This window comes from Sphingopyxis bauzanensis (genome assembly GCF_002205675.1).
Lineage (GTDB): Bacteria > Pseudomonadota > Alphaproteobacteria > Sphingomonadales > Sphingomonadaceae > Sphingopyxis > Sphingopyxis bauzanensis.
Genome location: NZ_NISK01000006.1, coordinates 1 through 22,666, shown reverse-complemented (window position 1 = coordinate 22,666; position 22,666 = coordinate 1). Strand labels below are relative to the sequence as shown.

At 59.7% G+C, this 22,666-nt stretch carries 19 protein-coding genes and 2 pseudogenes; 12 read left to right on the top strand and 9 right to left on the bottom strand.

All coding sequences use genetic code 11. The features are described 5' to 3' along the window. Nucleotides 1-34 precede the first annotated feature (34 nt). The gene (locus tag CDQ92_RS19210) at nt 35-1,222 is read left to right on the top strand and encodes an IS110 family RNA-guided transposase (RefSeq protein WP_229667517.1); all 1,188 of its coding nucleotides are present in this window, start codon (nt 35-37) and stop codon (nt 1,220-1,222) included. 98 nt (nt 1,223-1,320) lie between these two features. Here the strand turns inward: CDQ92_RS19210 and CDQ92_RS19205 are convergent. Continuing rightward, nucleotides 1,321-2,346: pseudogene (locus CDQ92_RS19205) on the bottom strand (IS256 family transposase); the annotation flags it as partial. A gap of 118 nt (nt 2,347-2,464) precedes the next feature. On the opposite strand from CDQ92_RS19205, the pseudogene CDQ92_RS19200 reads away from it, so the two are divergent. After that, nucleotides 2,465-2,956 (top strand): annotated as a pseudogene (locus tag CDQ92_RS19200) (ATP-binding protein); the annotation flags it as partial. Between the two features lie 35 nt (nt 2,957-2,991). Continuing rightward, nucleotides 2,992-3,126 carry a hypothetical protein gene (locus CDQ92_RS21875; RefSeq protein WP_268239179.1) on the top strand — a complete coding sequence of 45 codons (135 nt, stop codon included), beginning with the start codon at nt 2,992-2,994 and terminating at the stop codon, nt 3,124-3,126. A 131-nt stretch (nt 3,127-3,257) separates the two neighbouring features. Here the strand turns inward: CDQ92_RS21875 and CDQ92_RS19195 are convergent, their stop codons facing one another. From CDQ92_RS19195 to CDQ92_RS19170, 6 genes are all read right to left on the bottom strand, one after another. Further along, nucleotides 3,258-4,298, bottom strand: coding sequence for a 2Fe-2S iron-sulfur cluster-binding protein (locus CDQ92_RS19195; RefSeq protein WP_088443833.1), 1,041 nt, complete (start codon nt 4,296-4,298; stop codon nt 3,258-3,260). A gap of 131 nt (nt 4,299-4,429) precedes the next feature. Further along, entirely contained in the window at nt 4,430-5,533 is a 1,104-nt protein-coding gene (locus CDQ92_RS19190; protein ID WP_088443831.1) for an alkane 1-monooxygenase, read from the bottom strand. 111 nt (nt 5,534-5,644) lie between these two features. Continuing rightward, nucleotides 5,645-6,196: a 3-phenylpropionate/cinnamic acid dioxygenase subunit beta gene (locus CDQ92_RS19185; protein ID WP_088443829.1), complete on the bottom strand. Its 552-nt coding sequence runs from the start codon at nt 6,194-6,196 to the stop codon at nt 5,645-5,647. Between the two features lie 14 nt (nt 6,197-6,210). Beyond that, nucleotides 6,211-7,578: an aromatic ring-hydroxylating dioxygenase subunit alpha gene (locus CDQ92_RS19180; protein WP_088443827.1), complete on the bottom strand. Its 1,368-nt coding sequence runs from the start codon at nt 7,576-7,578 to the stop codon at nt 6,211-6,213. Nucleotides 7,579-7,604: 26 nt separating this feature from the next. Continuing rightward, entirely contained in the window at nt 7,605-8,132 is a 528-nt protein-coding gene (locus CDQ92_RS19175) for an aromatic-ring-hydroxylating dioxygenase subunit beta (protein ID WP_088443825.1), read from the bottom strand. Further along, on the bottom strand, nt 8,125-9,471 hold the full coding sequence (locus CDQ92_RS19170) for an aromatic ring-hydroxylating dioxygenase subunit alpha (RefSeq protein ID WP_088443823.1): 1,347 nt from the start codon (nt 9,469-9,471) through the stop codon (nt 8,125-8,127). Before CDQ92_RS19170 ends, CDQ92_RS19175 begins: the two co-directional genes overlap by 8 nt. Before the next feature lie 218 nt (nt 9,472-9,689). On the opposite strand from CDQ92_RS19170, the gene CDQ92_RS19165 reads away from it, so the two are divergent. Then, nucleotides 9,690-11,330 carry a sigma-54-dependent Fis family transcriptional regulator gene (locus CDQ92_RS19165; protein WP_088443821.1) on the top strand — a complete coding sequence of 547 codons (1,641 nt, stop codon included), beginning with the start codon at nt 9,690-9,692 and terminating at the stop codon, nt 11,328-11,330. A gap of 106 nt (nt 11,331-11,436) precedes the next feature. After that, nucleotides 11,437-12,663, top strand: coding sequence for an NAD(P)/FAD-dependent oxidoreductase (locus CDQ92_RS19160; protein WP_088443819.1), 1,227 nt, complete (start codon nt 11,437-11,439; stop codon nt 12,661-12,663). A gap of 26 nt (nt 12,664-12,689) precedes the next feature. Here CDQ92_RS19160 and CDQ92_RS19155 read toward each other — a convergent pair whose 3' ends face one another. After that, complete coding sequence (locus CDQ92_RS19155) at nt 12,690-13,475, bottom strand: 1,6-dihydroxycyclohexa-2,4-diene-1-carboxylate dehydrogenase (RefSeq protein ID WP_088443817.1); 786 nt, start codon at nt 13,473-13,475, stop codon at nt 12,690-12,692. A 166-nt stretch (nt 13,476-13,641) separates the two neighbouring features. On the opposite strand from CDQ92_RS19155, the gene CDQ92_RS19150 reads away from it, so the two are divergent. The 7 genes from CDQ92_RS19150 to istB all read left to right on the top strand — a co-directional run bounded on the left by CDQ92_RS19150 (nt 13,642) and on the right by istB (nt 22,153). Beyond that, nucleotides 13,642-14,628 carry a dihydrodipicolinate synthase family protein gene (locus CDQ92_RS19150; protein WP_088443815.1) on the top strand — a complete coding sequence of 329 codons (987 nt, stop codon included), beginning with the start codon at nt 13,642-13,644 and terminating at the stop codon, nt 14,626-14,628. A gap of 28 nt (nt 14,629-14,656) precedes the next feature. After that, the gene (locus CDQ92_RS19145) at nt 14,657-15,832 is read left to right on the top strand and encodes an aromatic ring-hydroxylating oxygenase subunit alpha (protein WP_088443813.1); all 1,176 of its coding nucleotides are present in this window, start codon (nt 14,657-14,659) and stop codon (nt 15,830-15,832) included. Further along, nucleotides 15,829-16,326, top strand: coding sequence for an aromatic-ring-hydroxylating dioxygenase subunit beta (locus CDQ92_RS19140; RefSeq protein WP_229667515.1), 498 nt, complete (start codon nt 15,829-15,831; stop codon nt 16,324-16,326). The genes CDQ92_RS19145 and CDQ92_RS19140 overlap by 4 nt, the downstream gene beginning before the upstream one ends. A 233-nt stretch (nt 16,327-16,559) precedes the next feature. Beyond that, on the top strand, nt 16,560-17,483 hold the full coding sequence (locus tag CDQ92_RS19135; protein WP_088443812.1) for a fatty acid desaturase: 924 nt from the start codon (nt 16,560-16,562) through the stop codon (nt 17,481-17,483). Between the two features lie 355 nt (nt 17,484-17,838). After that, nucleotides 17,839-19,245 carry an MFS transporter gene (locus tag CDQ92_RS19125; RefSeq protein WP_158213906.1) on the top strand — a complete coding sequence of 469 codons (1,407 nt, stop codon included), beginning with the start codon at nt 17,839-17,841 and terminating at the stop codon, nt 19,243-19,245. A gap of 650 nt (nt 19,246-19,895) precedes the next feature. After that, nucleotides 19,896-21,320: an IS21 family transposase gene (gene istA, locus CDQ92_RS19120; protein WP_088443806.1), complete on the top strand. Its 1,425-nt coding sequence runs from the start codon at nt 19,896-19,898 to the stop codon at nt 21,318-21,320. After that, on the top strand, nt 21,317-22,153 hold the full coding sequence (istB, locus tag CDQ92_RS19115; RefSeq protein ID WP_088443804.1) for an IS21-like element helper ATPase IstB: 837 nt from the start codon (nt 21,317-21,319) through the stop codon (nt 22,151-22,153). The genes istA and istB overlap by 4 nt, the downstream gene beginning before the upstream one ends. A 70-nt stretch (nt 22,154-22,223) precedes the next feature. Here the strand turns inward: istB and CDQ92_RS19110 are convergent. Further along, on the bottom strand, nt 22,224-22,666 hold a 443-nt coding region (locus tag CDQ92_RS19110; RefSeq protein WP_144035835.1), incomplete at its 5' end, for an IS3 family transposase.

The window sequence follows — 22,666 nt, the reverse complement described above, 5'->3', positions numbered from 1 at the left end:
TATCATCGGTGTCCGTCAAATCGAGGGAAGATCAGTGGTGATTTGGGATGCGGGGATATTGAAGCATGCGGGCCGGGTCGACATGACCCGGACGGCGCTGGAAGGGTTCGGGAAAGGGCTGCGACCGACCGATGAAGTGGTCATCGAGGCCACCGGTAACTGCATGGCGGTATCGCGGGTTCTTTCTCCGTTCGTGGCGCGGGTGATCATCGCTAATCCGCTCCAGGTGAAAGCGATTGCCCAGGCTCATGTGAAGACCGACAAGATCGACGCCGGCACGCTGGCAAGTCTCCATGCGGCAGGCTATCTGCCCGAGATCTGGACACCGGATGTGGGAACGGAACGGCGGCGCAGACTGACCGCCCGGCGCTTTCAGGTGGTTCGGCACCGGACGCGGATCAAGAATGAGGTGCATGCGATCCTTCATTCGCATCTTATTCCTCGCTGCCCGCATGCAGATCTGTTCAGCGGTGTTGGGCGCGCCTGGCTCTTACGCCAGCCTATCCCAGAAGACGAGCTCATGGCTATCGAGCGCCATGTTCGCGAGCTGGACCGGTTGGGTGAAGATCTCGCGATCATCGACAGGGAGATAGCGACCGACGCGCTCGATGATCCTGCCGTTGCCCGTCTGCTGACGATAACGGGCATCAACCTGACGGTAGCAGCGGGAATCATTGCTGCGATTGGCGACATCGGCCGCTTTTCCAGCCCGCAAAAGCTGGTGAGCTATTTCGGGCTTAATCCACGGGTTCGTCAGTCCGGCCTGGGACCGGCGCACCATGGACGGATCAGCAAGGTCGGGCGAAGCCACGCGCGGGCCATGCTGGTTGAAGCGGCTTGGGCTGCCGCCAAGACGCCGGGGCCGCTGCACGCTTTCTTCGTCAGAATCCGAGCAAAGCGCGGCCATCAGATCGCGGCGGTCGCCCTCGCGCGCAAGCTGACGGTCCTGTGTTGGCACCTGCTCACCAATCAGGCCGACTATCGGTGGGCGAGACCCGCGCTCATCGCGAACAAGCGCAGGGCCATGGAACTCAAAGCCGGCAAACCGCAGGCGAAGGGGAACAAGCCTGGCCCGGCTTACGCCTACAACATCAAGGTTCTGCGCGATCAGGAAATGGAAGTCGCCCGCCGCGCCGAGCAGGCGTATGAACAGTTCGTCGCGCAGTGGGAGACCCGTCCAAAAGAAAAGGTGCGCGGACGCTCCAAGCCGGCAGGGCTGTGATAAGGCGGCCTGACGGACCTTGCAGCCGGAGTTCCGTTCTTCGCCACGGAGTCGCCCGCGCACGAGGGCCATAGCACAATTTTGCACGGAAAGGTCTTGTCCATCTCATCCGTCGTGTAAAGAATTTTGCGCACCGCCTCGGGGAAGGCGAAGAACGGGATCACCTCGGCCCAGACCCGCCGCCAGCTCTGGCCGATGGCTGGGTAGCGCTGACCCCATTCGCTGGCCTCGAAGGCGCTCAGCGCCGCTTCGGCAGCCTTGGCATCGACGGCGCGGTAGATCCCCTTCAGGGCGGTCACCAGCGGCTTGCGATCCTTCCACGAGACGAAGTCCATCGAGTTCCTGAGCAGGTGAACGATGCATGTCTGCACTACGGCCTCGGGGAACACGGCGGTGATGGCATCGGGGAAGCCCTTGAGGCCATCGACGACCGCCAGCATGATATCCTCGGTGCCGCGGTTCCTGAGCTCGTTCATCACGCGCAACCAGAACTTGGCCCCCTCATTCTGCTCGATCCACAGGCCGAGAACCTCCTTGTGACCATCGGCGCGGACGCCCAGCGCGATGTGGATCGCCTTGTTGCGGACCATGCCCTCGTCGCGGATCTTGACCCGGATCGCGTCGAAGAAGACCAGCGGATAGGCCGGATCGAGCGGGCGGGCCTGCCAGGCGGCGACCTCCTCCAGCACGGCATCGGTCACGGTCGAGATCAGGTCGGGCGAGACGTCGATGCCGTACAGATCGCGCAGATGCCCAGTGATCTCCCGGGTGCTCATGCCACGTGCGTACATCGACACGATCTTGTCGTCGAAGCCCGGAAAGCGGCGCTGGTACTTAGCAATCAGTTGCGGATCGAAGCTACCCGCACGGTCGCGGGGCACATCAATCTCGATCTTGCCGCTGTCGGTGATCACGGTTTGGCGGCCATAGCCGTTGCGGTTGTTGCCAGCTTCCGCCACGCCGCCCAGATGGTGATCCATCTCCGCGTTCAAGGCGCGCTCGGCCAGCGCCTTCTTCAGGCTGTCGAGCAAACCGCCTTGATCCAGCGCCGTCGCCGCATCCGTGCCTGCCAAAAGTTGATCGAGTAAATCAGACGGGATCGCCGGCTCTTTGCGTCGGGACATGATGGGACTCCTTCTTACCCATTATGCCCGCCCACACACGGAAATCCTGACAGTCCCGTCCCCCTACGTCCCGACGCAAAGAACCCGCTATACCTAATGAGCTTCTCGACCAACTGCTGACCGGCGCTTTATGGAAACCCTTCTCAAGGGTGACTGGATCAAAGGTCACGACAATCTCGTCATCACCGGCCCAACCGGAACGGGCAAGAGCTGGTTGTCCTGTGCCATTGGGCACCAGGCCTGCCGCGACAATCTGTCGGTCCTCTACGTCCGGCTTGGCAAGCTGCTCGACGAACTGAGCATGGCGCGCGGCGATGGACGTATTGCGGTACGGCTGAAAAGCCTCGCGCGCATCGACCTGCTCATCCTCGACGACTGGGGACTTGAGCCGCTCAACGCCAATGCCCGCCATCATCTGCTTGAGATATTTGAGGACCGGTACGGCAATCGATCCACCCTCGTCACCAGCCAGCTTCCCGTGACAAAATGGCACGAACTGATCGGCGACGCGACTTACGCCGACGCCATCCTGGATCGCCTCGTTCACATCGCCCACCGCGTCACTCTCGAGGGAGACTCGCTGCGACGCCCGCACCCACAGACTGCTTGACCAAAATACGAATAGTGTGAAAGGAAATCACGTCGATGACGGCTCTGAGCCGTGCGCGGCATCAGATCGGAACGATGCGCGTGATCATGTCGGTATCCCTGCGCGGGATCGTCGGAACCCGCAAGCCATGGGAGCATGGCAGACTGCGGGGCTTCTGCATCTTTTACTAAAATCAGGTGGCGTCAAACGGACAAAGAACAGGACCGCACCCGAGGTTCGCCAGCGGGCGGTGCGCATGGTGCTCGATCACGAAAGCCATCATACATCCCGCGGGGCGGCGGTAGGCGCGCGTAAGCGAACATTACCGCGCGCTGCTGTGGTCGAGGAAACGATCTGCAGAGATCGCATCGCGAGACACGCCTGCACTGAGTAACTCTTCTTCGGCGTGGTCAACCATCGCGGGCGGACCGCAGAGATAGGCTTCGCACTTCGCCAGATCCGGTATTCCCGCAATCTGCTGGGTGACCAGCCCTCGTGCACCTTCCCAGGGGCTATCCGGTGCTTCATCGGACAAGACCGGGATGAATTCAAACGGCCCATTCCAGGCGGCTTTGAGTTCGCCGATCTCACCAAGGCAATAAAGGTGCGCCTGGCTCCTGGCACCATACAACAGGACAACCGGCCGCGTCGCACCGTTCGCCAGAGCTTCCTGCAAGATGGCCATGATCGGCGCGAGACCGCTGCCACCCGCAATGCAGAGCATTGGCGCGGTGCTCGTATTGAGGCGGAACTCGCCATAGGGCGCTGCCACCTTCAACTGCGTTCCGATAGGCTCACTTCCGAACAGCCAGTCGGTGAAAGCGCCTCCCGAAACATGGCGGACATGGAACTGCAATTGCCGGGCCGGTCCGGCCTTGGGTGCGAATGCGAAGGAATAGCTGCGAGGACCGTCGATGCCGGGTACGCTCAGATCGGCGTACTGGCCGGGGGTAAAGCAAAGCGGCCGGTCAAGCTCGACAACGAGATTGATTATATCCGGGCAAAGCCTGCGGGCCGCGACGATCGTCGCGGAATAGCTTTCAACAGCTTGCTGGCTCAGCAAGGGAGCGTCGAGCGCAATAGTCAGGTCCGATCGCGGCAACGCTTGGCAAGCGAGCCTGTATCCGGCCGCCAGCTCGTCGCGTTCCAGTGCCAGTGCAGATGGACTGAGCTCCCGTATCTTGCCGTCCAGAAGCTTGAATTTGCAGGTTCCACACGAGCCGACTTTGCAATCGTGCGGCATGGCCAGGCCTTCGGCGAGCATTGCTTCGAGCAGGGTCTTGTCGCGGGCGACCAGCAACGTCCGGGTTTCGGATGCCAAAGTCACCTTGTTGGGCCCGGGCTTTTTCAGGAAGGAAAACATGAATGCGATCTACTACGCTAGATGTGGGGCGGTGGAGTGCAAGGAAAAAGGAGCGTCATCCCCGGGGGAACAACGCTCAAGTGACATGTCGATGATCGGAGAGATACATCTTCATGCGGGTGGACTGTGTCTCATACGGTAGAGAACCACTGCGGCCAGCCGGCACGCGCGTTGGCCGCCTGCGCCAGTTTGCGCTCGCCGGGCGATGCAAACCTCTGGTCCCAGTCTTTAAGGCGCGGCTGGGCGATGAACCGGTTCCAGACTGGCGGGACCAGTCCGCACAGGAAACACAGAAACAGCGACGGCATCTGGGGTGCTTTGGGCTCTGGTTGCAGTTCGTAGAAGGGGGTGTGCCCGTCGAGGTGGTGGTTGATGTGATTGGTTATCTCCACCCCGATCGGACGCACGATCATGCCGAGATGGTTCCAGGCGTGATGTTTGGCAATTGGCTCGCCCTCGATCCGTAGCAGGCCGTAATGCTGGAAGTAATTGAAGCCTTCTACCATCATCTTGGCGAAGAACATCGCGGCCACCGTCATCAGGCCAGCGACCGGGTTCGCGAGAACCGTCATCACGCCGATGATTGCGCCAATCAGAACCAGTTGTAGCCACATCGCATTGCGCCAGCTCCACTTCGAAAGGCCCAGACGTGAGAGGATCTCTGCCTGCTTTTCCCAGGTGTCCTTGTAGGAGCCCCAGGTCGCCGATAACACGAAGCTGTAAATTGTCTGTCCTCGCAAGGGCGTGTCGCTGTCCTTCGCCGTATCGAGATGGACATGATGAGTGACAATGTGCGCAATATCGCGATTGGGATCGCCATAGAAGGCGCTCAACCCCTTTGCGACAGCGCGCGGGAACCAGTGCCGACGATGCATCAGCTCGTGTGCGACGGGCAGGGTCGGAACCGCGGAAAGCCAGGCAAGGCTTGCGATCGATCCGGCGATCTGCCAACCCGAAGCTTGGCCCCCCAGTATCGGATTTGTGCCAGAATTAACCGAGTGGGCGAAAGCCATATAGAGCGCGATCAGCAGCGGCAGCTGCAGGTAGATCGCGAAATCGGCGGCGGACGAAATGCCACGTGCGCGCATTTTGCTGTCACTTGGTAGGGCAATGTCAAGCATCATCAGCACAGGGAAGGTGGCAATGCCGAGCCACACGAACGGGCCGCCAAGGACAAACCCTGCGATTCCCGTCAGAGTCATCAGGGGCACCAGATAATACCGCAATGCGTCCATTTATTCTCTCCGATCTAACCGTCCTGCAGATTTGTGTGAGCAGAACAGAAATTGGTTGCGGTCGCAGGCAGGGTCTCCGCGAACCAACGTTGGGTTCGCGGTACCGCCTGCCTAAAGGAAGATGTTCAGGTTTTTACTGAGCAGTACGTTATGCTTGAGTATGATCCGCCGTGTGACTAGCTGAAATGCAGATTCCGCTTCGCGCCAGATATCGACACGGTTGCCGATAAGTGAATCTTCCTCGCGCTCATTGCGATTGCGATAGGCATAGAAGTTGGAATAGACCCGGTATTCTCCGGATTTTTCAGTCAGCTCTACCTCAACATTGGTGATGATGTGCGTGTAACGCGTGGCCGGATCCTCTGACCATGCCGTGCCGGTTTCCAGCCGCGAAAGCCGTTTTTTGATCTCGGTCAGATTGTCGTTGTAATAGGCCATCCTGGTCAGATCGGTGATCTGGTCGGTCTTGTCGCGGCGATAGCGCGTCTCGATGCCGGGCATATGATACAGCAGGTCGTCGGCCAGCATATCAACCCAATCGGCGTAGTTCTCATCGTCGAGCATGCGCGCTTCGCGGTAGACCGTCTGGGTCAAGGCGTGCGTCAGTTCGAGCGAGGCGCCCTGGCCCGTCTGCGGGCGTTCCAACGTGGCGTTCTGTGTCATAGTGATGATCCTTTTCAGAGCGCGAATAGGCCGGGGAGGTTGCGCGTCTCGCCAACGCCGGAAAGGCGTGATTCCGGCCGGTCTGGCATAGCCTCCAGCTTGTCGGCTTCCATCATGTCGAGCCAACGCTGGTAGAAGCCGCGCTGGTTGGCGTCATTGTACTGGCCGCGGTAGACGATGCCCGGCAGCGTATCGTGTTCGATTTCGCGCGATATGCCGCAACGGTAGTGCAGGCGTTCGTGGCGGGTGACCACACCTCGGTTGACGGTGGTGCAGTTACTCCAGTTCTCGCCATCGTCCATCTCGAACGTACCCCCGGGGCCGAAGGTCTGCATGACCCCCTTGGTAATTTCATTCTTGATGTCATCGGGCATCGACTTGTTGACGATCACCCAGGTCTTGAGCTCGAACTCCATCGGACCCTTGGGCTGCCACTGCCGGAAGGTCGAAATGCCAGGAAGGAATGACACGTTGGGGAAAATCGAGGCGGAGGCGACCGATCCGAAGATCTTCGAGCGCATCTCGCCCAGCCGCTGGGCCATCTTGGGACGGATTCTTTCATAGTATTCGAGAACCTTCGGTCGGCCCAGGAGGAAGAGATCGCCGACCCCTTCGGTACCGAACTCCCACCCGTGACCGTTGACGCTGGCATGATAAGAATTTTCCATGTCGATCGGCGGGAAGGGCTGGCCATTGTTCATTGAACGGCAGCCGGAATCGTGGGTCCAGCCGGCATGGTAAGCATCACCGATGAAGTTTTCGACGCCGAACTTCCAGTTGGCGTTCATCACCGACTTGATGCAGCCGCCGATCAATTCGGTTCCGCCCTCCTCGTTATCGAGCAGCATGTCGAGGTACCAGCGGAAGTCGCCCAGCCAGGCATCGAGACTGGGACCATCTTCGGCGAAGGTCGCAAAGACCAGCCCCTTGTAACCCGCAACCCGGGCAACCTGCTTTAGGCCGTTTTTACGGCGATCAATATCGTTATCGTCGTAGCAGTATTCCTCGTGCATGCCCTTCAGTTCACCGGCGGTATCGAAGGCCCAGCCGTGATAATTGCAGACAAACCGGCGGGTGTTGCCGGCATCAGCAAAGCACACCTTGTTGCCGCGATGAGGGCAAGAATTGAGGAAAACCTTGATCGAGCCATCCGGCTGGCGCGCGACGATGACGGCGTCTTCGCCCATATGGGTGGTCAGAAAATCGCCTGCCTTTGGCAACTGGCTTTCGTGGGCCACGAACAGCCAGGACCGCGCGAAGATACGGTACAGTTCTTCCTCGTAGATCTCGGCATCGCTGAAGATCCGGCGATCGAGCCAGCCTTCCTTGAGGTCCATGTAACGCGAAAACTCCGGCTCACGGCCGATCCCTTCGATTCGCATGTCATTCTTCTCCCTATAACTCTGTCTTAGAAAAAAACGTTGATGTTGCTGTCATGCAGCACGGCATGGTCGAGTGCGATGTCGCGCGCCGCGAGACACCAGCCTTGCTTCCCATGGCGCCAACGATCGGTGCGTCCGGCGGTAAACACGCGCGTCAGGCCGTCGATGCGGTTGCGGTGAATGACGATCACCGAGTGAACGATCGCCTCGTTTTCGGCATCCGCGGGCTCTACTTCGACGTTCGAAACGACGCGGCGCACGAAATTGGGCGGATCTTCGGCCCATACAAATCCGGAGCGCAGGCGATCGATCCTGAGTTTAAGACGGGCAAGGGTCTCGTTGAAAACAACCCCGACTCCTACTGCCGCAGGCGGCGACCGATCCGCCCGGAAGCGGCGCCTCTTCAGTTCCATGCGGTAGCCTACATCGTCGCATAACAGCTCCAGCCAATCCTCGAAGCGTTCGGCATCGAGCAGGCGCGCTTCGTGATAAAGGCGCTGCGTCAGAGTGTTTAGTACGTCAACCGGCACCGGGGCGGGGCTCAGTTCATGCATCGACTGTTTCCTGAGCGGACAGCGGGTTGATGTTGTAGGTGGGAACTTCGGCCCAGCTTTCAGCCTGCATGTGCTCTTGCCAGCGGCGGTAGAAATAACGCTGGTTGTGCTCGCTAACCAGACCGGCGGCGATGTCGCCGGGGAAACCTTCGCGCGGTCCCGAACGGCCGAGCGCCATGTTGGTGAAGACGTCCATCTGTGCCGTCCGCCAGCCACGGGACTGTTCGGTGCAGGCGGCAAGATTATCGCCATCGTCATTGTCGAACAGCCCGGCTAGGCCGAAGGTCAGGCACTGATTGTCAAGAATCGTCGCCTGTACCTCTTCGGGCATGTCGTTCTCGACCATTGCCCAGGTCCATTGCTCGATCTGTCCCGGACCCTTGGGGTGATAGACCCGAAACCAGTTAAGGCCCGGCAGGAACTGAAGGTTGGGAAAGATCGTGATGTTGATCTGCGAACCCCAGAGCTGTTCGCCGCGCACCTTGCCCAACCGCTCTATCACCTCGGGACGATTGGCCTCGAGATAGTCCAGCATGGGCTTCGGATCGGGGTAGAAGGCGTAGCCCGAAACCCCGTCGAGCGCGGTCAGGGCCATGTGGCCATTCATCCCGGCAACCGAAAGCCCGCCGTCCAGGTCGGCGCTCGAATTCCCGACGCTGAGACCGGAAAGGTCCAAGGACTGCACCGCCATCATCGCCCCCGCGTGCGCCCAGCCGAGATGATAACCATCGCCGCAGACGTTCTCCACCGGCAGCTTCCAGTTGCTGCCCAGCACCATCTTTTGGGTTTCGCCAACGAGCGACGTGCCACCGGGCATCGCGTCCAGCCAGACGTCGAGGAAGAACTTGGCATCGCCAAGATAGTCTTCGAGCGATGGCGCGTCCGGGTCGAAACAACCGAAGACGAGGCCATTGTATTCAGCAACATGGGTTACCGGAACCAGGCCCAGTTTGCTGCGATCGAGCTCGCCAAAATAGGCTTCATTTTCCAGCGGAACCCCGGCGAGCGAACCGTCCGGCGCGAACGACCAGCCATGATAGTTGCAGGTAAAGGCTTTGGCGTTGCCGCGATCGGCGCGGCAAATGCGGTTGCCGCGGTGGGTGCAGCTGTTGAGGAAGGCCTTGATCGACCCGTCCTTCTGGCGAATGACGATGACATCGTCCTCACCCATGAAAGTGCGGAAATAATCACCGGCCTTGGGTATCTGGCTGGTGTGGACGAGGAACAGCCAGCAGCGAGCGAAAATGCGTTCAAGCTCCTGCTTGTAGAGTTCCTCACTGGAATATATTGTCCGCGATTGTCGGCCCGTGGCCGTATCGACCAGTCCGGAAACATCCATGCCTAAGCTCTCCTCTCATTCGCCGCCGCAATATTCTTGCGGTCAGCCATGTCTTAATTTTCCCCTAGCTAAGCATAATTCGTGCCAAACTGAAAAAAAAACGAAATTCCTGAAAGGCACCTTCGAGCTTTGCCGGAGGCTGTGTTCAAAATTGACGTATCTGTCGATCATGAGGTGATTATGTGGCGTCTGGTGCACATATTTGTTATCAAGTTAGCGTGAAGCATCTCCCCGCCTACACCGACCTAACCAGCCGGCTCCGTTTTTCGCCCGAGCAGGGCCGCATCTGGCGTGACAGCGAGCGCTGCGTGTTGCTGAGCAATTCCGCCCTGGCCATGTTGCGCAACGAACTGGTTGTCCAGTTGGGCCTGGGCAGCGCGCGCCGGTTGTTCTGGCAGATGGGCTTTGCGGAAGGCGCACGTTGCGCGGTCGAGGCAAAGTATCTGCGGCCCGGCCGCGGTTTTCTTGAAGCCTTTGCGGTCGGCCCTCAAGCCCACGCGTTGACCGGGTTCGGCTGGACCGAGATCGAAACTTTGGACAGCGATACCGCGAGCGGCCATTTTGAAGGACGGTTTTTGGTCCACGATTCGATTGAAGCGGGAATCCATCTTGAGACCGAAGGCGTCAACGCCGATCCGGTGTGCTGGTTGCAGACCGGCTTTGCCAGCGGCTTTGCCAGCACTTTCGCGGGTCAACCCATAATCATGCGTGAAATCGAGTGCCAGGGAATGGGCCACCCGGCCTGCCTGCTTCATGGCAAGCCGGAAGACGAATGGCCTAACCTGGACGATGTCGAAACGGCGGTAGTTTCGTTCCAGTCAGCCGGCCCCAAAAGCCAGGACGACCAATTCGTCGCGGGAGTATCGGCAGGCTTCCACGCGGTACGCAACCTGATCGAGCGAACAGCAGGCACCGATGCCACTCTGCTGTTTCTGGGGGAGACGGGAGTCGGCAAGGAGGTGTTTGCGAAGATGGCGCACCGGCTCAGTCTTCGCCGCGATGCGCCCTTCGTCGCGCTCAATTGCGCCGCAATTCCCGAAGGCCTGATTGAGGCCGAACTGTTCGGTGTGGCCAAGGGTGCATTTACCGGAGCCGTGGCCGACCGGCCGGGGCGTTTCGAACTCGCGCATGGCGGCACGCTGTTTCTTGACGAGATTTCGATGCTCTCGCCGCTGGCACAAAGCAAAGTCCTGCGAGCCATCCAAGAAGGCGAATTCGAGCGTGTTGGCGACACCAAGACCATCCAGGTGAACGTCCGCCTGATCGCAGCGTCCAACATCGATCTCGAGGTCGCTATGGCCGAGGGGACTTTTCGTGCCGACTTGTACTTCCGCCTTTCAACGCTCCCCATCCGGGTTCCGCCATTGCGAGAGCGGCGTGAGGACATCCCTGGACTTATGGAGCACTTCCGCGCCAAGTATGCCATGCGCCACGGGCGTGCTGTTGGCGGCTTCACGGCGCGGTCGATTAACGCGCTGCTGATGCACGATTATCCCGGTAACGTGAGGGAATTGGAGCGGATGGTCGAGCGTGCCGTGCTGCTTGCCGATGAATCTGGCGCTATCGATTTACGACACCTTTTCATCGGGTCGGACAGAGTGCGCATCCCAAGCGGGCTGACGCTTGCCCGGGATGGTCGCGTCGTCGAAGCGGAGCCGAGGCATGAAGAACAGTCCTCGGTTTGTCAGCTGGTCAGCTTGCTTCGCCAGAACGGCGAAACGCTTTCGACGGTAGAAAATGCGATCGTGCGGGCTGCAGTCGAAGCCGCCGGTGGCAACGTTGCTCAAGCGGCCAGAGAATTGGGGCTGACGCGGCGGCAACTCGCTTTCAGGCTTGAGAAAATGCAACGTGACGGCTAGTGTTGCCGTTGACGTTTCTACAATATATTGCATCATGTACAACGACCCCGCCTTCTGCGTGCAAGGATTAGGAGGTGGGTGAGTCCGTGAAACTGGGAGATATCGAGTGCGTTCGGTAGCGATTGTAGGTGCCAATCTCGCAGGTGGCCGGGCGGCGGAAGCGCTGCGGCAGGCAGGATTCGAAGGCCGGATCACCCTTATCGGCGAAGAGCCCTGGAGACCCTACGAACGCCCGCCGCTGTCCAAGGAATTCCTATGGAATACAAGCGACGTCCTGGACAAATTTTTCCTGCAGGATGAGGGCTGGTACGCGGACAACCGGATCGACCTTCTGCTGAATACGCGCGCCGAAGCGCTCGATTTCAATGCGGGAGGAGTGCGCCTCTCCGGCGGCCAACTGGTCGCCGCCGACAAGGTGCTGCTGGCGACCGGCGGACACGCGCGCAAGCTCAATCTGGCCGGAGCCGATTGCGCCAATGTCCATTATCTGCGCACCCGTGACGACGCAGCCAGAATGGCCCTCGACCTTCGTCAAGGGGCGCGGGTCGTAATCGTCGGCATGGGTGTGATCGGTGCCGAAGTGGCCGCCAGCGCGATCAAGCTGGGCTGCGAGGTGACCGCGATCGAGCCGATGGCCGCGCCGATGGAGCGGGCGCTGGGCAAGCGTTTCGGCCAGTGGCTGGGTGAGGAGCACGGCAAGCGAGGGGTCAAAACCTATTTCAACCGGGGGGTAACGGGGCTCAAGTTTGCGGACGGGCGCGTCTCCGCCGTCGAGATCGACGATGGAACCCTCATCGCCTGCGACGCTGTCATTGTCGGCGTGGGTATCATTCCCGCAACGTCACTCGCGGTCGATGCCGGGTTGACGGTCAACAACGGGATTGTTGTCGATCGTCGTTGCCAGACCAGTAATCCGGTGGTGTTCGCCGCCGGTGACGTGGCCGAACAGGACGGCTTTTTCGGCGGTCGCTTCCGACAGGAAACATATCAGAACGCGGCCGACCAGGCACAGGCGGCGGCTTTGGCCATGCTTGGCCAGGAAGTCGATTACTGCAAGCCAATGTGGTACTGGAGCGATCAGTTCAATCTGAATATACAGTTCTGCGGACAAATCCCGGTGCAGGCCGAGGTTGTGGTTCGCGGCGACACCGAAAGCAACGCCTTTGTCGCGTTCTTCCTGTCCAGTGGAACCATCGACGGCGTCCTGACCGTCAACCGTCCTGCCGACATGGGGATTGGCAAGCGGCTGGTCGAACGACGGGTGAGCGCGAGCGCGGATCGGCTTGCTGATGCGGACGTGTCGTTGCGCGAGTTGCTTAAGCAGACGACTTGATGTCTGGGCGCGGCGGGAGAGCGGTCTTATCCGATCCCGCCGCCCGCGACGAAGAGTGTCTGCCCGGTGACGTAGGAAGCCTCCTGAGAGGCGAAAAAACAAATTGCAGCGGCCAGTTCATCGGGTTCGCCGAAGCGGGCCATCGGAGTGTCGCGCAAGGTCTGCTCCATCACTCCTGCAAAACCCGCCTTGACCACATCGCTCATCGGTGCGGGATCGCGCGGGGTGACCCGTGTGACGTTGACTCCGCCTGGCGCTACACAATTAATTCGGACACCGCTGGTTTCCAGTTCCAGCGACAAAGCGGCGGTCAAAGCAGCGACTCCGCCCTTGGCGGCGGCATAGGGAACCCTGTTCACGCCGCGCGTGGCCACTGAACCGATATTTACGATTGAACCGCGCCCGGCCGCGAGCATGTACGGCACCACCGCGTGGCAGCACCAAAGAGTTGGCCACAGCGAACGGTTGATTTCAGCCACAATCTCGTCGGGTTTATAATCCCAATAGGGCTTAGCCCAGATCGTGCCGCCGACATTGTGGACCGCCACGTCGATTTGGCCGAATTGATCGGTAACCGTCCGGTACAGTTCGGTCGCTCCCTCGCATTTCTCGAGGTCGAAGATGGCGGCGTGGACATCGCAGCCATTGTCCCGCAGGCGATCGACCGTAGCCTGCGTTGCGTCAGCCGCTCGGTCGGCAATGATCACGATCGCGCCTTCCTCGGCCATACGCCTGGCTGTGGCTAGCCCGATGCCTTGAGCTCCACCGGTCACAACCGCGATCTGGTTGTCGAACCTCTTGGCAAAAGTCATAATCTGGCTCCTCCTTTATCCCTCATTCCTGCCACGAAACGCAAGGCTGGATGGTTGCCTTGCCTATATTCATGATCTATGTCATGCAAGGAAATGCGTTGCGCAATGTCGAATGATCGGACGCTGCAGTGGCGATCACCGGACCGGATTTGAGGAGAGAAACGAAATGGCCCGTACACTTATTGACCCGAACGACGTCAAAGGCGCATGGGCGATAATTCCCACTCCGGCGAAGGATAACGCCTCCGATTGGCGCGCGACAAATACGGTGGATCTCGATGAGACCGCGCGCGTGGTGAACGGCCTGATTGATGCAGGAATCAACGGAATTTTGAGCATGGGGACGCTTGGTGAAGCGGCGACTATGACCCACGACGAAAAGCTCGATTTCATGAAGGCGCTGGTAGACGCAGCAGCCGGCCGGGTGCCGATTTTCGTTGGCACCACTTGCATCAACACCCGCGACACGGTCGCGTTGACCCGGCAAGCGCTGGAACTCGGCGCGGATGGCACGATGCTCGGAATTCCGATGTGGTGCGCGCCCAGCCTTGATGTTGCTGTCCAGTTCTACAAGGATGTCGCTGAGGCCGTTCCCGAAATGAACATTGCCATCTACGCCAATCCCGAAGCCTTCAAGTTCGATTTCCCGCGTGGATTCTGGGGCCAGGTGGCTGAGCTTCCGCAGGTCGTCACAGCAAAGTATATCGGCGTCGGCAACCTGTTGCCAGACCTTGCAGCGATTCGGGGCCGTATCAAACTGCTGCCGATCGACTTCGATTACTACGGCGCAGCCCGTATGGACGACTCGATCGACGCCTTTTGGTCGAGCGGTGCCGTGTGTCACCCGCTGGTGACCACGACATTGCGCGACCTTGTGTCGCAAGCGCGCGCGAGCGGTGATTGGAGCGCGGCGCGGGCTTTTATGGGCCGGCTCGGCCCAACGGCGGCGCCGCTGTTCCCTAACGGCAGCTTCAAGGAATTCTCGACCTACAACATAGCGCTTGAAAAAGCACGCATGAACGCAGGCGGCTGGATGAACGCCGGTCCGGTCCGCCCGCCCTACCATCTTTGTCCCGAACCCTACCTCGAGGGCGCGCGTCTTTCGGGCAGAATGTGGGCTGAACTTGGCAAGGCACTCGAAGCCGAGAAATAAAATAAGCGCGAAAAATGGGAGAAAGTGGATGACGGACATCAAGCTGTCGTGGCCGAAGAACTATAATGAAATTCCTAAGGAAGCCTTCGTTCGCGAAGATATCTATGCGGAAGAGGTCAAGCGCATTTTTCATGGCACCGAATGGCACCCGGTCGCCCATGAAAGCGAATTGCCCAACCCAGGGGATTTCAAGACCTACCGCTTAGCCGGCGTGCCGCTCCTTATTGGTCGGGACGTCGATGGCGTGGTGCGGGTTTTTTACAACGCCTGCTCGCACCGCGGCAATCAGCTCGAGACGGCGGTCATGGGCAACAAGACCGAATTCGAATGCCCGTACCACCGCTGGCTGTTCGATTCCAAGGGTGACCTGGTCGGGTGCCCCAACCCACGGGAATTTCTGCCCGGCTTCAACAAAGCCGACTATCCGCTGGCCCAGCCGCGGTTCGACATCTTTTTCGGCCTGATCTTCGTGACGATTTCGGCGGAAACCGAGGCGCTGCTCGATTATCTGGGCGACTCGCAGAATTGCTTGCGCGAGCTGCTTGCGGGAGACGGGCGGCTCAAGCTGCTGGGCTACCAGAAGGTCCGTTATGATACGAACTGGAAGTCGTATACCGATAACGATGGCTATCATGCTCCTTTGCTGCATCAGGCGTTCAAGATGCTCAACTGGCAAGGCGGCAAGGGTCGCCAATACACGGCAACGCACCGCGGCCACATCTGCTTCGAATCGGCGCTTTCGGTGGCAACCGGCCCATCCGTGCTCAAGGACAAGTCGTTGATCGAGTTCAAGGGCCAGGATCCGGCGGTCGGTTCCCGGATCGTCTCGCTATTTCCAACCTTTGTTTCGACCAAGCATCTTGATGTCATCAATTTGCGCTTCGCCACACCGATCGATGCGGAGACGGTTGAAGTCCACTATGCCTATTTCGCCCATCAGGATGACGACGAGGAAATGGTTCGCCATCGCCTGCGGCAAAGTTCCAACCTGCTCGGACCGTGCGGCTTGATCAGTATGGAGGATGCTTCGGTCTTTCACCGCATCCACATCGGAAACCACACCCCCGGTTCGGCTATTTTCCAGAAGGGCGTGCACGACCCTTTGAAGCTGGAATCCGAGTTTCTTCAGAATGATGAGAGCGGCAACTTGCCGCGCTGGGAATATTATCGTTCGGTCATGGGTTTCAAAAGGGCGGCGGCATGATGCAGGCAGATATATCGCTCGAAGCGGCGCTCAACGCCTTGCTGCTGGCCGATGCGCACGCACTCGACGGCAAAGACATGTCGGGTTGGTTAGGGAATTATGCGGAAGAGGAGGCTGCCTCATACTACTGTCGTTCGGCAGAGAATTCGGAGCACGGGTTCGCGCTCGGCTTCATGTACGACGATTGCCGCTCTAGGCTCGAGGATCGCGTTACCTTCGTGAACGACATCTGGGCCGGAACCTTTCAGGACTATCGCACCCGTCATTTCGTCCAGCTCACCAGCTTTGATCGTATCGATGCAACCACCCTGGGAATGCGATCCAACTTTTCGGTGTTCATGACGCCTAAGGACACCGGGATTACCCAGGTTCTGGCGGCGGGACAGTATCTCGATTCTGTGCGCCAAGGCAAGAACGGTGAACTCAAGCTGCTATCACGCCGGGCTGAACTCGACACCTCGGTATTGCCGCGATACCTCGTTTATCCGATCTAACGGAGCTACCAAAGGCTCCTCGCTTGTTTCCAGATCGGCTGCCCCTGCGTACAGGACGATCGGGCGTCCAATGGCCTGCCCGATTGCGAAGGCAATGCGGGATAAGAGTTGCATATTATCCAACAAACGGCTATCATTCGGGTGCTGGGTGCGCTTGGCGAGCGATGGCGTATCATGGACAGCTAAAATACGAATTGGCGGCCATGGATGGACCAGATTCTGGGAGAGATCATATGGTGGCGAGTGTTTTTCCAAAAAACCAGGAAGAGTATTTCGAGCAGTTGCGAAGGGCACCGTTACTAGCGCTGCCGACCGCCTTGCTTTTCGTTGCCTCGATGGGTGGCATCGGACTTGTCTGGTATCTCGCAATGACCGGGCAAATACCGATCTGGTACGGAACCATCGCCAACGGCCTGATCACCTATCTGCTTTTCAGCGTAATACATGATGCGGCCCATATGTCCCTTTCAAGGGTCAAATGGTTAAACGAGACGATTGGGGCGATCGGCCTTTTCTTTTTGTTTCCCTATGCGCCGATGGTACTTCTGCGTTGGGTGCACAACAAGCACCACAGCTATGCCAATGGCCCACTAGACCCTGATCTCTATGAACACGAGTCGCCATGGTGGCAGGTACCGTTTCGCTGGACCATGTTTGACGGTGCCTACATTTATTACTTCATCAAGCACGGTCAAAACGTTCGAAAGAAGCATGGCAGGGAACTTGTTGCTTTTTACGGAGCTTTGTTCGCGTTGTTCGGGGCAGCGATTTACTTCGGATTCGGATTCGAACTCTTTATGCTGTGGTTTCTTCCCTCGCGGATCACGCTGTTCCTGATTGCCGTCGTTTTCGTCATCCTGCCCCACTATCCGGCAATGGTCGCCCAAGATGAAGAGCCCTATATGGCGACGACGATGCGCTACGGATGGGAATGGCTGCTGACACCGTTGCTGGTCTATCAGAATTACCATCTCATCCATCACCTTTATCCAGAGATCCCCTTTTACAGGATGCATAAGGCCTATTTCATCAAGTTCGATGAAATAAACCGCCAGAACATCAGTCGGCAAACAGCCTTCGGGGTCAAACCGGAAAACATGGCGTCTCATTTAGCCTACCGACAGGAAAGAGACGCGGCATTGCAGCCTGCTGAATAATAGCTGGCTCGACCGGCTGCCCGTCAGATCACTGCTGTCTTCGCCGTTCTTGCCGCTGCGAACTGCCCCTCGGCGTGATCGGCCAAGCTCGGCGAATCGTGGACGGGCTCTACGCTGCGGGAGTTCCCGCCGTCCCACTGCGCCGATCCAAGGCACAAGCCAGGCGATTGCCAGCCCCGGCTGGTTAAGGTGCTGGCACAATCGACGGGGCGGAGCATCATCCCCACGAAGCTCGAGCGGATAAAGTCGGCCGACGAAGAGTATTTGGGAACCAAGCAAAGGGGCGTTAGGCAGGACGGCGCAATTTTGCTCAACATGCAGGCCAGCGAAAACAGCAAAGGCGAGGATGTCCATTATGAGTGCCAAAGAGATTGGGGGCGGCGTGCCATCTAATGTCACCCCGGCGGGTCGCCCCGAATTCGACGTCGGGTTTGCTTCAGACACATCGTCGTGGGCGCCCTATCAGAAGCTGGTGCTGCTGCTGTGCTCTTTGGTGATAGTGCTCGATGGTTTCGATGCACTGGCACTCGGGTTTGCTGCCCCGGCGATGCTGCCCGACCTTAACCTTACCAAGGAAGAACTTGCGCCGGTGCTGGCGATCGGCCTGATCGGCATGACCATCGGCGCCGCAATCGGCGGGATCCTCGGCGACAAGTTTGGACGCAAGATAGCCCTGTTGGTCAGCACGATCATCTTCGGATCAATGACGGGCGCCATCGCTTTTGCCAATGACTTGCCGACGCTGGGACTATTCCGCTTTATTGCGGGTATCGGTCTGGGCGGAGCGCTCCCAAATGTCACCGCACTGGTTGCAGAGTATACGCCCCAGCACCGTCGCAGTTTTGCGGTTACTCTTAGTTTGGTTTGCATGGCGGTCGGCGGAGTGTTCGGCGGGTTTGTTTCTGCCGAAGCGCTTCCGGCATTGGGCTGGCGAGGATTGTTCGCTGTGGCGGGCGCCTTACCGCTGGTGCTGGCATTGGCGCTGTTTCTGTTGCTACCGGAATCTCCGCGATTTCTGGTGACCCGGCCGGAGAAGTCGAACGAATTGCGCCAGATCTTCGAACGGATGCGGTTAGACGTGCCGTCGGACGCAGTGTTTGTCGATCGCACCGAATCGGGGGTCAACAAGCCCTCGGCGACAACCCTTCTCCGCCCTCCCTACTTGGGCGATACATTGCTCTTATGGCTGGCATTTTTTGGCTGCCTGCTGGCGGTGTTCATGTCGTTTAACTGGCTTCCGACGATGCTCGCCGATGCCGGCTTCGACCTTTCGACATCGAGCCGCGGCCTGCTGACGTTCAATGTGGGGGCGATTGTGGCTGCGGTGCTGGTATCCTGGATAATACTTTTCACCGGGTCGCGGTTGCCAATGCTGATTATGGCGCTTGGCGGTGCCGGGGGAGCCTTGGCGTTGAGCCGCATAGGGTTTGACCCGGCCGCGCCCAAGCTGCTGCTCTTGACGGCGCTGGCCCTGCTTGGTGGCTGTATCGTAGGCCTTCAAGTTATACTCTACGTGCTCGCGTCGCACGTCTATCCGACGTTGCTGCGCGCAACCGGGGTTGGCCTTTCGGCGGGAATCGGCAGGGTCGGTGCGGTATTGAGCAGCTTTATCGGTGCAGCGGCCCTGTCCGGCTTCGGCCCGGTGGGCTTCTATTATGTAGTGGCCGCCGCCATGGCCGTGACGGCGATCGCGTTGCTGCTGGTGAGGAGGCACATCCCGCCCAGCGCGAAATCCGAGGCAACCCCGGCCGCAGGGACCTGACGCTGATCGCTGCGGTTGGGGTTTGACCGTAGGTTGCGGGCGGGGCAGTTGACGGCTGACAAAAAGCTGATTGGGCATGATCGGCCCTGAAAGATGTCACGAACACCATCTTGCTAATAAGCGCTCTTTCATCCGAAGAAACTGGCCCGGCCAATGCCAAACATGCACTGCTGCCCAACCTTGGGCCACGTGGGTCGGGAGTTTGGTCGTGTCCCATTTGACGGTGTAGGTTCGCCGGCGTAGCCTTAGCGATCTCTGGCGAAGCCGGGTTGATCATGCTGCCATAGCGGGCAATGTGATGATGGCATCATCGCTTAATCCCGAGACGCTCTCAAGGGTCATGTAGCGGCAACGCTGAACTGATCGTCCCCCGTTTCGGCGGACACACTGGGTTATCCGGTCATGCTCTGCTCGGCTTGCTCGGGGGTTAGATACCCGAGGGCCGAGTGCATGCGGTGCCGTGCTGCGCGACAATCAAGGTGAGAACAGCGCGACAATCTAGATGAGAATGGCGGGGGTGTGTCTGTCGGGACGAGGGGCGAAGCCCCGAGGAGCGACAGACACACCCCCGCAAGCGTCTTTTCTTTTGGAAGGGCGCTTTTGGTGATCGTGACCTGCCAGGTGCCGCCTCCTTTGGAAGGGGAGATGCGGTGCCCGGGAGACATATCAACGATCATCAGGTGAGATTATATATGAAGATGAGACAGACAGTGTCGCCGCGCGGTCGCCGGCGCCCCGATCCGCTGGCGGATATCTTCGATAGCGAAGTTGTACCGCTGCTGGAGGCGGCGCCGGGACTCCGGGCTGTCGCGGTGTTCGAAGAAATGCAGCGTCGTCATCCTGAGCTTCCCGATGGGGTGCGGCGGACGATGGAGCGTCGGGTTCGAAGCTGGCGGGCGCTGCAAGGCCCGGATCGCGACGTGATCTTCCGCCAGGTGCACGAGCCGGGGCGGATGGGGCTGTCGGATTTTACCGACATGGCCGATCTGGGCGTACACATCGCCGGGGTCGGGCTCGATCACCGGCTGTACCACTTCCGGCTCGCCTGTTCTGGCTTCGAGCATGCCCATGTGATCCTGGGCGGCGAGAGTTATATCGCGTTGGCGGAGGGGCTGCAGAATGCCCTGTGGGCACTGGGCGGCGCGCCGCGCGAGCATCGCAGCGACAGTCTGTCGGCGGCGTTCCGCAATCTGGATGCATCGGCGCGCGAGGATCTGACGCATAGATATGACGCGCTTTGTCGTCATTACCGGATGGAGCCGACCCGCAATAACCGCGGTGTTGCGCATGAAAATGGCGCGATCGAGAGCGCGCACGGGCATCTGAAGGCGGCGGTGCGCGACGCGCTGTTGATGCGCGGATCGGCCGACTTCAACGATCTTGCGGAATATCGCTGCTTCGTCGACGAGATCGTCGCGCGCAAGAATGCGCGGTGCGCGAAGCGGATCGACGCCGAACGGGCGGTGCTTCAGTCGCTACCGAGCATGCGCACCAGCGATTATGAAGAGGTGCTTGTCATGGTGACCTCCTCGGGCGGGTTCACGCTGCGCAAGGTGTTTTACACCGTGCCGTCGCGGCTGATCGGCCATCGACTGCGAGTGCGACTTTACGACGATCGGCTTGAGCTGTTCCTCGGCGGCACACCGCTCTTTACGCTTCCGCGCGGCCGCGCCGAACGCAGCGGCAAACATGGCCATGTCGTCGATTATCGCCATGTCATCCATGCGCTTCGGCGCAAACCGATGGCGCTGCTGAATCTTGTCTATCGCCACCAGCTCTTCCCGCGCGAGGCCTACCGGCGCATGTTCGATCGGCTGCTGGAGCGGCTCGCCGAACGGGTCGCGTGCCGGACAATGGTCGAGCTTCTTAGCCTCGCGCATGAGCGGGCGTGCGAGGCTGAGCTCGCCGCTGTGTTGGAAGCCCTGCTAGCGACGCCGCAAGGCATGCCGGACATGGCAGCGCTTAGAGCGCGGTTCGCGCCCGACCCCGCGGCGTTGCCCGAGGTCATCGTCGAGCTCGTCCCGCTGAGCGCCTATGAAGCGCTACTGGCTCCTCGCGCGGAGGAAATGGCATGACCCAGGGCATTGATGTCACAAAGCTCACGCTGATGCTCAACGAGCTGCGACTGCCGACAATCAAACAGCTCTGGCCGACGTTCGCCGAGCGTTCCGACAAGGAGGGCTGGCCGGCGGCGCGGTTCCTCAGCGCGATCACCGAGCATGAGATCGCCGAACGCGGTCGCCGCCGCATGGAGCGGCATCTGGCGGAGGCGAAACTGCTGCCGGGAAAAACGCTCGATACGTTCGACTTCGACGCGGTTCCGATGATATCGAAGGCGCAGGTGATGGCGATCTGCGCCGGAGACAGCTGGCTCGAAAATGGCGCAAACCTGATCCTGTTCGGCCCGCCCGGCGGAGGAAAATCGCATCTGTCGTCGGGCATCGGGCTCGCGCTGATCGAAAAGGGTTGGCGGGTGCTGTTCGTCCGCACCTCCGACCTCGTCCAGAAACTGCAGGTCGCGCGCCGCGAGCTCGCGCTCGAGAACGCGATCAATCGGCTTGATCGCTTCGATCTTCTGATCCTCGACGAGCTTGCCTATGTCGCCAAGGATCAGGCTGAAACCTCGGTTCTGTTCGAGCTGATCAGCGCGCGATACGAGCGGCGTTCGCTGATGATTACCGCCAACCAGCCGTTCGGCGAATGGAACCGGGTCTTCCCCGATCCCGCGATGACGCTGGCCGCCGTCGACCGCCTCGTGCACCACGCCACCATCTTCGAGATGAATGTCGAAAGCTATCGGCGGCGCACGGCTATTGAGCGAAAACAGCAGGGGGCAGGTCGCCCTGCCAAGGTCGCCACAGCCAAAAATACCGGTGTGTCGCTCCCCGACAATCAACCTGAGACATAGGTCTTGCCAGCGGCAATCAAACACACCAAAACGACCTCGTCGCGATCAGCGCTTCTCATCCTGATCGTCGCTAACGTCTCATCCAGATCGTCGCGCTACAGTGCCGGTTGTAATAGCCTTCGATGTATCCGAACAGGGCCTGCCGCGCTTCGGCCTGCGTCGTCCATCGGCACTGATGGACAAGTTCGACCTTGAGGGTGTGGAAGAAGCTTTCCATTGGGGCATTATCGTAACAATTGCCCGTGCGGCTCATCGAGGGCGTCGCACCGATCACGGCCAAGTGATCGACATAGGCGCCCGCTGCGTATTGCGATCCGCGATCCGAGTGACAGATGAGACCGCGGTCGGGCCTCTGCCGCTGGGCAGCCATCATCATGGCCGCCAGTGGCAACTCGGTCCGCATGTGATCGCGCATTGCCCATCCAACGATCTTGCGGGTTGCAAGGTCGAGCACCGCGGCCAGATACAACCACCCTTCGCCGGTCGCGATATAGGTGATGTCGGCGAGCCAGA